This is a genomic window from Sphingomonas sp. (assembly GCF_964263785.1).
Classification (GTDB): Bacteria; Pseudomonadota; Alphaproteobacteria; order Sphingomonadales; family Sphingomonadaceae; genus Sphingomonas.
In genome coordinates, this window is sequence record NZ_CAXVWL010000101.1 from 1 (window position 1) to 10,008 (window position 10,008).

Below are 10,008 nucleotides of genomic sequence, written 5' to 3' on the forward strand. Positions count from 1 at the left end.
ACCCGCTCTTCCAGATCGACGTAGGAGAACAGCTTGCCCGATCGTTCGTCCGTACCGCGCATCCATCGGCCCCGTTTATCGCGTCCTGCCTCGATGAATCACCTCACAGCGCGATAGCCAAGCCCTTTTTCAGCAGCCTGCTAAAGCTGCCCTGTTCGAGTGCAAAGAAATGTTAACGCCGGTGATGTCGGATAATCTCATCAACTCTGGTTTGCGGGCGCGCCGGGTTCCATGTAGTGACCTGGGCATCCGACCGGATGGTCGCACGATAATCGACGGATGCAACGCGAATGGCCGAGTTCACGCTTCCCAAGAACAGCGTCGTCAAGAAGGGCGCGACGCACAAGGCAGCCAATGCCGCGGCCAACGGGGCAGGGAAGCGTCGGCTGAAATCGTTCAAGGTCTATCGCTACGATCCCGATGCGGGCGAGAACCCGCGTTACGACACGTTCGAGGTCGATCTGGACGAATGCGGGCCGATGGTGCTCGACGCGCTGATCAAGATGAAGGGCGAGCAGGATTCGTCGCTCACTTTCCGCCGCTCCTGCCGCGAGGGCATCTGCGGATCGTGCTCGATGAACATCGACGGGCGCAATGGTCTCGCCTGCACCACCGCGATCGCCGACGTGAAGGGCGAGGTGCGGATCACGCCCTTGCCGCACATGGACGTTATCAAGGATCTGGTGCCCGATTTCACCCATTTCTACGCGCAATATTCTTCGATCAAGCCTTGGTTGCAGACGGTGACTCCGCCGCCGTCTGGCAAGGAGCGGCTGCAGTCGCCCGAGGATCGCTCGAAGCTTGACGGGCTGTACGAGTGTATCCTGTGCGCGTGCTGCTCGACCTCGTGCCCGAGCTATTGGTGGAATTCGGACAAGTTCCTGGGGCCCGCGATCCTGTTGCAGGCGTATCGCTGGCTGGCGGACAGCCGCGACGAGATGACCGGCGAGCGGCTCGACGCGCTGGAGGACCCGTTCCGCCTCTATCGCTGCCACACGATCATGAATTGCGCCAACGTGTGCCCGAAGGGGCTGAACCCGGCCAAGGCGATCGCCGAGATCAAGAAGATGGAAGCCGAACGGGTTCTGTAACGCCAAGTGACCGCACCTGCGTTTCTGGATGAAGCGGACGTCGACCATCCGGGCTGGCGCCGCTTTGCGCTGAGCGATCCGACCCGGTTCAACACCTTGCTCGGGGACATGCGCTACCGGATCGACGGCGCGTTCGCTCGCGTGCGGATGACGCCGGAGCATCGCCATTCGAACCTGCGCGATCACGTCCACGGCGGTGCGCTGCTCGGCTTCATCGACGTATCGCTGTTCGCGGCCACGCGCGGTTTCGGGCTGATCGTCGCTGGCACCGCGGTGACGCTGGACCTCAACACCCAGTTCATTGGTGGGGCGCGCATCGGCGAGGCGATCGAGGCGCAGGTCGAGGTGCTCAAGGAAACCGGGCGGCTGATCTTCCTGCGCGGGCTGGTCGTGCAGGGGGAGGACGAGGCGCGGATCGCCGCCTTCTCCGCGACGATCCGCAAACCCGCCAGGACATGACAACCGTTCTCGCCGCGTACGACCGGCTCGTCGCGGGCGGCGAGTTGCGCGCCGACCCCGAGCAGGCGGCGGCGGCGGCGCGCTTGTCCGCGCTCCAGGCCGAGCTGGAAGCGGTGCCGCGCCGCGGCAGCACCTTGTGGCGATTGATGGGGCGCAAGCCCGAGCCTCCACGCGGCGTCTACCTGTGGGGCGGGGTCGGGCGCGGCAAGTCGATGCTGATGGACCTGTTCTTCGCGCAGTTGAAGATCGGGCGGAAGCGGCGGGTCCACTTCTCCGAATTCATGCTGGAGATCCACCAGCGGATCGCCGCCGAGCGTTTGAGCGAAGTGGGCGACCCGATCGCGCCGGTCGCCGCCGCGCTTATGGGCGAGGCGCGGTGTCTCGCCTTCGACGAGATGATGGTCACCAACTCGCCGGACGCGATGATCCTGTCGCGGCTGTTTACCGCGCTGATCGAAGCGGGGGTGACGGTGGTCGCCACCTCCAATCGAGCGCCATCCGATCTGTACACGAATGGGCTCAACCGCGAGCATTTCCTACCCTTCATCGCTCTGGTCGAGGCGCGCCTCGACGTGCTGCCGCTGAACGGCCCGGTCGATTACCGCCGCGACCGGCTGGGCAGCGTCGACACCTGGCTCGTCCCCAACGGCGCGCGGGCGACCGCCGAGCTCTCCGCCGCCTTCTTCCGCCTGACCGACTATCCGCCCGAGGACCGCGCGCATGTGCCTGCGATTCAACTGCCATTGGGCGGCGGGCGGACGCTGCCGGTCCCGAAAAGCCTCAAGGGCGTGGCCGTCTTCGCGTTCAGGAAGCTGTGCGGCGAGGCGCGCGGGGCGGCCGATTACCTGGCGGTCGCGCGCTGCTATCATACGGTGATCCTCGTCGGCGTGCCCAGGCTGGGGCCCGAGAACCGCAACGAGGCGGCGCGCTTCGTCCAGCTGATCGACGCACTGTACGAGCACAAGGTCAAGCTGCTCGCCGCCGCCGACGCGCAGCCGGCCGAGCTCTACGTCGCCGGCGATGGACGGTTCGAGTTCGAGCGGACCGTCAGCCGGTTGGAGGAGATGCGCTCTGAAGCGTATCTGGCGCAGGGGCACGGCAGTGTTTGATGCAATTGCGAACTATTCGCATCAATAATCTTTACCTCCGTCCTTTAGCGGTTGCCGTAGCGGAGCAATGCGCGTAGGCGGCGTGGCCAATCGCACCGGACGTACGGAGAAGGATTGGGATGGCTCGCAAGAAGATCGCACTGATCGGCGCCGGCAACATCGGCGGCACGCTCGCGCACCTGGCAGCGCTGAAAGGTCTGGGCGACATCGTCCTGTTCGACGTTGCCGAGGGTATCCCGCAGGGCAAGGCGCTCGATTTGTCGCAATGCGGGCCGGTCGAGGGCTTCGACGCGACGATCACCGGATCGAATGATTACGCGGACATCGCCGGCGCGGACGTCATCATCGTCACCGCGGGCGTCGCGCGCAAGCCGGGGATGAGCCGCGACGATCTGCTCGGCATCAACCTGAAGGTGATGAAGGCGGTCGGCGAGGGGATCAAGGCCAACGCGCCGAACGCCTTCGTCATCTGCATCACCAACCCGCTCGACGCCATGGTATGGGCGCTGCGCGAGTTCTCGGGCCTGCCGACGCACATGGTCGTCGGCATGGCCGGGGTGCTCGACAGTTCGCGGTTCAGCCATTTTCTGGCGGACGAGTTCAAGGTCGCGGTCAGGGACGTCAACACCTTCGTGCTGGGCGGCCACGGCGACACGATGGTCCCGGTGGTCCAATATTCGACCGTCGCGGGTATCCCGGTCCCCGACCTGATCGCGATGGGCCGCACCACGCAGGAGCGCATAGACGCGATCGTCCAGCGCACCCGTAGCGGCGGCGGCGAGATCGTCGCGCTGCTGAAGACCGGATCGGCTTATTATGCACCCGCGACCAGCGGCATCGCGATGGCGGAGGCGTATCTCTACGACAGCAAGCGCCTGCTGCCCTGTGCAGCTTATGTCGAGGGCCAGTACGGCGTCGACGGGCTGTACGTCGGCGTGCCGGTGGTGATCGGCGCCGGCGGGGTCGAGGAGATCGTCGAGGTCAAGCTCGACGACGAGGCAAAGGCGAACCTGACGGTATCGGTGGATGCGGTGAAGGAGCTACTGGTCGCCTGCAAGGGCATCGACCCGAGCCTGGAGGCCTAACATGGCCGAACGTGATCCGCAGATCGTGAAGGGGCACAATGTCTCCAACTACGAAGCGGATTACGGCGCATGGATTGCGCTTCAAGCCATGCTGCTGCGCGAAGGCCGGTTCAGCGAGCTCGACCTGAACAACTTGATCGACGAGGTGGAGAGTTTGGGCAGGTCGGACTTCCATCGTTTCGAAAGCGCGCTGAAGGTCGTGCTGCTCCATCTGATCAAATGGGACATCCAGACAGACCATCGCACACGCAGCTGGGCCGACTCCATCAAGGAACATCGTCAACAGGTCCAGGACGAGCTTAACCGCAGCCCAAGCTACAAATCGCGGATTGATGAGGCTCTGCCGGGCGCCTATCGGCGCGCTCGCAGCAAGGCACACAAGGAAACGACACTGCCCCGCCGCAGCTTTCCCGAGGTGTGTCCCTATTCATGGGTGGACATCATGGAACGCCCGGTGGTCTGGGGTGACGACGAAAGCATGAAGAGCTCAGGCTGAGCCGAACTTTTGCAGCGGCTCGTCGAGCCGGTTGGAGACTAGATGAGCATTCTCGTAGACAAGACCACCAAGGTCATCACCCAGGGCATGACCGGCGAGACCGGCAGCTTCCACACCAAGGCGGCGCTGGAATACGGCACGCAGATGGTCGCGGGCGTCACGCCGGGGAAGGGCGGTACGACCCACCTCGACCTGCCGGTCTATAACACCGTCGCCGAAGCGGTCGCCACGACCGGTGCGACCGCGTCCGTCATCTACGTGCCGCCGCCGTTCGCTGCGGATTCGATCCTGGAGGCGATCGACGCCGAGGTGCCGCTGATCGTGACGATCACCGAAGGCATCCCGGTGCTCGACATGGTCAAGGTCAAGCGTGCGCTGTCGGGCTCGAAGTCGCGGCTGATCGGCCCCAACTGCCCGGGCGTGCTGACCCCGGGCGAGTGCAAGATCGGGATCATGCCGGGCTCGATCTTCAAGAAGGGCTCGGTCGGGGTCGTCAGCCGTTCGGGCACGCTGACGTATGAGGCGGTGTTCCAGACGTCCAACGCCGGGCTTGGCCAGACCACCGCGGTCGGCATCGGCGGCGATCCGGTCAACGGGACCAACTTCATCGACGTGCTCGAGCTGTTCCTGGCCGACGACGCGACGACGAGCATCATCATGATCGGCGAGATCGGCGGCGACGCCGAGGAGCAGGCGGCGCAGTTCCTGATCGACGAGGCCAAACGCGGGCGGTCCAAGCCGATGGCGGGCTTCATCGCGGGCCGCACCGCGCCTCCCGGACGGCGGATGGGGCATGCCGGTGCGATCGTCTCGGGCGGCAAGGGCGATGCCGAGAGCAAGATCGCGGCGATGGAAGCGGCGGGGATCAAGGTCTCGGCTTCCCCAAGCGAACTGGGCACGACGTTGCTCAGCGTGTTGAAGGGCTGAGACGGCTTTTCCTCTCCCTCTAAGAGAGGGAGGGAGGCGCGAAGTGCGGGAAGGGTGAGGGCGGGTCCGCCGTCACCCTCATCCTCCCACCGCCTGCGGCGGCGGGCCCCTCCTTCTCCCGGAGGGAGAAGGGTAGAGGAAGTATCATGGGCTACGAAGGTCAGGACTTTACGGACGTCGCCGCCGGGGTTAGCCCCGGTTTCATCGAGGCGCTGTACGCCAAGTACCAGCAGTCGCCGGCGGGTGTCGAACCCGGCTGGCGTTCGTTCTTCGAAGGCCTCGAAACCTCACAGGGGCCGAGCTGGGCGAGCGATCGCTGGCCGCTGACGTCGACCGACGACCTGACTGCGGCGCTCGATCCGACCCAGATGGAGCCCGCGCCGAAGCCCGCGAAGGCTGGGGCTAAGCCAATAGCGACGGCGCCCGCGGTGTCGAAAGACGACATCGTCAAGGCGGCGGGCGACGCGATCCGGGCGCAATTGCTGATCCGCACCTACCGAGTCCGAGGACATCTCGCCGCCAACCTCGATCCGCTGGGGCTTTCGCAGCGCGCGATGCCCGAGGATCTGAAAACCGATTATTACGGCTTTTCGGACAAGGACATCGATCGCCCGGTCTATCTCGGCGGCACGCTCGGCTTCGAATGGGCAACGATCCGCGAACTCGTCGACACGTTGCGCGCCAATTACTGCGGCAACGTCGGCCTCGAATACATGCACATCGCCGACGTCGAGGAACGCCGCTTCCTCCAGGAGCGGATGGAGGGCAAGGACAAGGGCGTGGAGTTCACGCCCGAGGGCAAGCGTGCGATCCTGACCAAGGTCATCGACGCCGAGCAATGGGAGCGGTTTCTCGGCAAGAAGTATGTCGGTACCAAGCGCTTCGGACTCGACGGCGGCGAAAGCATGATCCCCGCGCTCGAAAGCGTGATCAAATACGGGGGCCAGATGGGCGTCCGCGAAATCGTCTACGGCATGGCGCATCGCGGGCGGCTGAACGTTCTGGCCAACGTCATGGCCAAGCCGCTGCGGGTGATCTTCCACGAGTTCGCGGGCGGTTCGGCCAACCCCGACGAGATCGGCGGGTCTGGCGACGTCAAATACCACCTCGGCACCTCGACCGACCGCGAGTTCGACGGCATCAAGGTTCATATGTCGCTCGTCGCCAACCCGTCGCACCTCGAGGCGGCGGACCCGGTGGTACTCGGCAAGGTCCGGGCGATCCAGACGATCGCGGACGATTTGAAGAACCACTGCCATGCGCTGCCCGTGCTGATCCACGGCGATGCGGCGTTCGCGGGGCAGGGGATCGTGTGGGAGTGCCTGGGGTTTTCGGGCATCCGCGGCTATAACACCGGCGGCTGCGTCCATTTCGTCATCAACAACCAGATCGGTTTCACCACCAGCCCGCAATTCGCCCGCTCGTCGCCCTATCCGTCGGATGTCGCCAAAGGCGTCCAGGCACCGATCTTCCACGTCAACGGCGACGATCCCGAGGCGGTCACCTTCGCGACCAAGATGGCGATCGAGTTCCGCCAGACCTTCCACCGCGACGTCGTGGTCGACATGTGGTGCTACCGCCGCTTCGGGCACAACGAGGGCGACGAGCCGAGCTTCACCCAGCCGCTGATGTATTCGGTTATCCGCCAGCATCCGCCGGTCAGCGAAATCTACGGCGCAAGGCTGGTGAAGGAAGGCGTCATCGATCAGGCCTGGACCGATGCGCAGGTGACCAGGACCACGACGACCTTCGAGGAGGAGTTCCAGGCGGGGGCGAGCTACAAGCCCAACAAGGCGGACTGGTTCGCGGGGCGCTGGTCGGGACTGTCGGTGCCGACCGACGGTGAGGCGACCCGGCGCAACGTCGACACCGGCATCGAGCTGAAGCTGTTCGAAGGGCTGGGCCGCACGCTGACGACGGTTCCCGACAGCGTTCAGGTTCACAAGACGCTGGCGCGGGTGATCGACGCCAAGCGGCAGATGTTCGTGAGCGGGGCCAATTTCGATTGGGCGACCGGCGAAGCGCTGGCGTTCGGCGCGCTGCTGTCCGAAGGGTATGGCGTACGGCTGTCGGGGCAGGATTCGGGGCGCGGCACGTTCAGCCAGCGCCACGCGGTGTGGGTCGACCAGACCGACGAGCACAAATATGTGCCGCTCCAGACCGTGGAGCATGGCCGATTCGAGGTGCTCGATTCGCCATTGAGCGAGTACGGCGTGCTCGGGTTCGAATACGGCTATGCGCTGGCCGATCCCAAGACCTTGGTGCTGTGGGAGGCGCAGTTCGGCGACTTCGTCAACGGTGCGCAGATCATGATCGACCAGTTCATCGCCAGCGGCGAGGCCAAGTGGCTGCGCGCCAACGGCCTGGTGATGCTGCTGCCGCATGGATACGAAGGGCAAGGACCGGAGCATTCGTCGGCGCGGCCGGAGCGGTTCCTGCAACTGTGCGCAGGCGACAACATGCAGGTCGCGAACTGCACGACGCCCGCGAACTATTTCCACCTGCTGCGGCGGCAGATGCATCGGAATTTCCGCAAGCCGTTGATCGTGATGACACCGAAGTCGCTGCTCCGCCACAAGCTGGCGGTGTCGGCGGCGGCGGATTTCCAGGGCGACAGCCACTTCAAGCGCATCCTGTCGGATACCAACGGCTCGCCCGACGCGACGACCCGGCGGCTGGTGCTGTGCACGGGCAAGGTGGCGTACGACCTGATCGAGGCGCGCGACGCGGCGGGCGATACCGATACGCAGGTGGTCCGCGTCGAGCAGCTCTATCCCTTCCCGGGCGAGCCGTTGGCCGAGCGTGTCGCGCGAATGCCGATGCTCGAGGAGATCGTTTGGGCGCAGGAGGAGCCGAAGAACCAAGGCTATTGGTTCTTCGTCGAGCCGCTGATCGAGGAGGCGCTGGTGGCGGCGGGCGGCGGCGTCAAGCGTGCGCGTTACGCCGGGCGGTCGGCGTCGGCGTCGCCCGCGACGGGGCTGATGAAGCGCCACCAGGCCGAACAGGGCGCGCTGGTCGCCGATGCGCTCGGCCACAACGTGCGCGAGGAAATCCGCCGCGCGCGGGCGACCGAGGACCAGAAGACCGCGGGCAAGGCAGGCGCCTGAACACTCACGACGTCACCCCAGCGAAGGCTGGGGTCTCGCAGTTATAGAAAGCCCCTAGCCTTCGCTGGGGTGACGAGGCGAAACAGAGATGGCAACCGAAGTCACCGTCCCCGTGCTGGGCGAATCGATCACCGAAGCGACACTTGGCGAATGGCTCAAGCAGCCGGGCGACCCGGTGAAGGCCGACGAGCCGATCGCGTCGCTGGAGACCGACAAGGTCTCGGTCGAGGTGCCGTCGCCGGTCGACGGCGTGATGGGCCGGCATGCGGTGAAGGTCGGCGACACCGTTCAGGTCGGCGCGGTGATCGCGACGGTCGATGCGGGCGGGGCCGCACCCGCCGCCGCTCCGGCCGCAAAGCCTGCTGAGGCTGCGCCTGCCGCAACCTCCGAGGACACGCCCGCGGCGCTTTCACCTTCGGTGCGCCGCGCGGTGCTCGAGCACGGCGTCGATCCGGCGTCGGTCAAGGGCACGGGCAAGGACGGGCGGATCACCAAGGAGGACGTGGCGGCGGCCGCGTCGTCGAAGCCCACCGCACCGGCACCTGCTGCTGCGGCAGCGCCGACGCCGCCCGCCAGCGGCCGCAAGGAGGAGCGGGTCCGCATGACCCGCTTGCGCCAGACCATCGCCAAGCGGCTCAAAGAGGCGCAAAATACGGCGGCCATGCTGACGACGTTCAACGACGTCGACATGACCGCGGTGATCGCGGCGCGTGCCAAGTACAAGGACCTGTTCGAGAAGAAGCACGGCGTGCGCCTCGGCTTCATGGGCTTCTTCGTGAAGGCCGCGACGATGGCGCTGAAGGACATACCCAGCGTCAACGCGTCGATCGACGGCGACGACATCGTCTATCACGATTACGCCGACATCTCGGTCGCGGTGTCCTCGCCCGGCGGGCTCGTCGTGCCGGTGATCCGCGACTGCCAGGACCTGTCGGTGGCGGGGATCGAAAAGACGATCGGCGACTTCGGCAAACGTGCCAAGGATGGCACGTTGAAAATGGACGAGATGAAGGGCGGCACCTTCACCATATCCAACGGCGGCGTGTTCGGATCGCTGATGTCGACCCCGATCATCAACCCGCCGCAGTCGGCGGTGCTGGGGCTCCACCGGATCGAGGACCGCGCGGTGGTGATCGACGGCCAGATCGTCGTCCGCCCGATGATGTATTTGGCGCTCAGCTACGACCACCGCCTGATCGACGGGCGCGAGGCGGTGACGTTTCTGGTGGCGCTGAAGAACGCTATCGAGGACCCGACGCGGATATTGATTGACCTGTGATCCGCCTGGCCCAGCCTGACGAGGCCGATATAGCTGGGAAACAGGTCATCTACATGGCCAAGCAAATTCCTTCACTTCGCACGCCTTGGTACGACGTGATCGTGACGGACTCGACGGTGTGCTCCGGTAAGGTTCGCATCGCGGTACGCGACACTATATCGACTGGCTACTGGCAGTCACTGAGAGCGGAGCTTCGTTCGACGATATTCTCGCGGACTATCCGGGCCTGACGCGAGAGCAGTTGAAGGCCATGATGGGGTTTGTGCGTGATCTGGTCGCAGCGAAGCGCAACGGTTTGAAAAGCGAGCACAAGAATGGCTGAATACGACTACGACGTCCTTGTCATCGGTGCCGGACCTGGCGGCTACGTCGCGGCGATCCGGGCGGCCCAGCTGGGGTTGAAGACCGCTTGTGCTGAGGCGCGCGACACGCTGGGAGGGACGTGCCTCAATGTC

At 65.2% G+C, this 10,008-nt stretch carries 10 protein-coding genes; all 10 read left to right on the forward strand.

The genetic code is table 11. The features are described 5' to 3' along the window. Positions 1 to 290 precede the first annotated feature (290 nt). Positions 291 to 1,091 carry a succinate dehydrogenase iron-sulfur subunit gene (locus ACE5C1_RS13255; protein ID WP_374944547.1) on the forward strand — a complete coding sequence of 267 codons (801 nt, stop codon included), beginning with the start codon at positions 291 to 293 and terminating at the stop codon, positions 1,089 to 1,091. Between the two features lie 6 nt (positions 1,092 to 1,097). Further along, the gene (locus ACE5C1_RS13260; RefSeq protein WP_374944548.1) at positions 1,098 to 1,550 is read left to right on the forward strand and encodes a PaaI family thioesterase; all 453 of its coding nucleotides are present in this window, start codon (positions 1,098 to 1,100) and stop codon (positions 1,548 to 1,550) included. Beyond that, positions 1,547 to 2,659 (forward strand): cell division protein ZapE, encoded by a 1,113-nt coding sequence (gene zapE, locus ACE5C1_RS13265; RefSeq protein WP_374944549.1) that lies wholly within the window; start codon positions 1,547 to 1,549, stop codon positions 2,657 to 2,659. Before ACE5C1_RS13260 ends, zapE begins: the two co-directional genes overlap by 4 nt. Positions 2,660 to 2,778: 119 nt before the next feature. Continuing rightward, positions 2,779 to 3,744 carry a malate dehydrogenase gene (mdh, locus tag ACE5C1_RS13270; protein ID WP_374944550.1) on the forward strand — a complete coding sequence of 322 codons (966 nt, stop codon included), beginning with the start codon at positions 2,779 to 2,781 and terminating at the stop codon, positions 3,742 to 3,744. A 1-nt stretch (position 3,745) separates the two neighbouring features. After that, positions 3,746 to 4,240, forward strand: a complete 495-nt coding sequence (locus ACE5C1_RS13275) for a DUF29 domain-containing protein (RefSeq protein ID WP_374944551.1) — start codon at positions 3,746 to 3,748, stop codon at positions 4,238 to 4,240. A 42-nt stretch (positions 4,241 to 4,282) separates the two neighbouring features. After that, positions 4,283 to 5,167 carry a succinate--CoA ligase subunit alpha gene (gene sucD, locus ACE5C1_RS13280; protein ID WP_374944552.1) on the forward strand — a complete coding sequence of 295 codons (885 nt, stop codon included), beginning with the start codon at positions 4,283 to 4,285 and terminating at the stop codon, positions 5,165 to 5,167. A gap of 146 nt (positions 5,168 to 5,313) precedes the next feature. After that, positions 5,314 to 8,274 (forward strand): 2-oxoglutarate dehydrogenase E1 component, encoded by a 2,961-nt coding sequence (locus tag ACE5C1_RS13285; protein WP_374944553.1) that lies wholly within the window; start codon positions 5,314 to 5,316, stop codon positions 8,272 to 8,274. Between the two features lie 88 nt (positions 8,275 to 8,362). Then, positions 8,363 to 9,553, forward strand: a complete 1,191-nt coding sequence (odhB, locus tag ACE5C1_RS13290) for a 2-oxoglutarate dehydrogenase complex dihydrolipoyllysine-residue succinyltransferase (protein WP_374944554.1) — start codon at positions 8,363 to 8,365, stop codon at positions 9,551 to 9,553. Between the two features lie 169 nt (positions 9,554 to 9,722). Then, positions 9,723 to 9,875, forward strand: coding sequence for a DUF433 domain-containing protein (locus ACE5C1_RS13295; protein ID WP_374944555.1), 153 nt, complete (start codon positions 9,723 to 9,725; stop codon positions 9,873 to 9,875). Next, positions 9,868 to 10,008: FAD-dependent oxidoreductase (locus ACE5C1_RS13300; protein WP_374944556.1), on the forward strand; the 141-nt coding region annotated here is incomplete at its 3' end. The genes ACE5C1_RS13295 and ACE5C1_RS13300, both read left to right, overlap by 8 nt.

What these genes read in the sequence shown, in the direction of transcription:
- ACE5C1_RS13255 (WP_374944547.1), top strand. Translation starts at nt 291, where the DNA reads ATGGCCGAGTTCACGCTTCCCAAGAACAGCGTCGTCAAGAAGGGCGCG.
- zapE (WP_374944549.1), top strand. Translation starts at nt 1,547, where the DNA reads ATGACAACCGTTCTCGCCGCGTACGACCGGCTCGTCGCGGGCGGCGAG.
- mdh (WP_374944550.1), top strand. Translation starts at nt 2,779, where the DNA reads ATGGCTCGCAAGAAGATCGCACTGATCGGCGCCGGCAACATCGGCGGC.
- ACE5C1_RS13275 (WP_374944551.1), top strand. Translation starts at nt 3,746, where the DNA reads ATGGCCGAACGTGATCCGCAGATCGTGAAGGGGCACAATGTCTCCAAC.
- sucD (WP_374944552.1), top strand. Translation starts at nt 4,283, where the DNA reads ATGAGCATTCTCGTAGACAAGACCACCAAGGTCATCACCCAGGGCATG.
- ACE5C1_RS13285 (WP_374944553.1), top strand. Translation starts at nt 5,314, where the DNA reads ATGGGCTACGAAGGTCAGGACTTTACGGACGTCGCCGCCGGGGTTAGC.
- odhB (WP_374944554.1), top strand. Translation starts at nt 8,363, where the DNA reads ATGGCAACCGAAGTCACCGTCCCCGTGCTGGGCGAATCGATCACCGAA.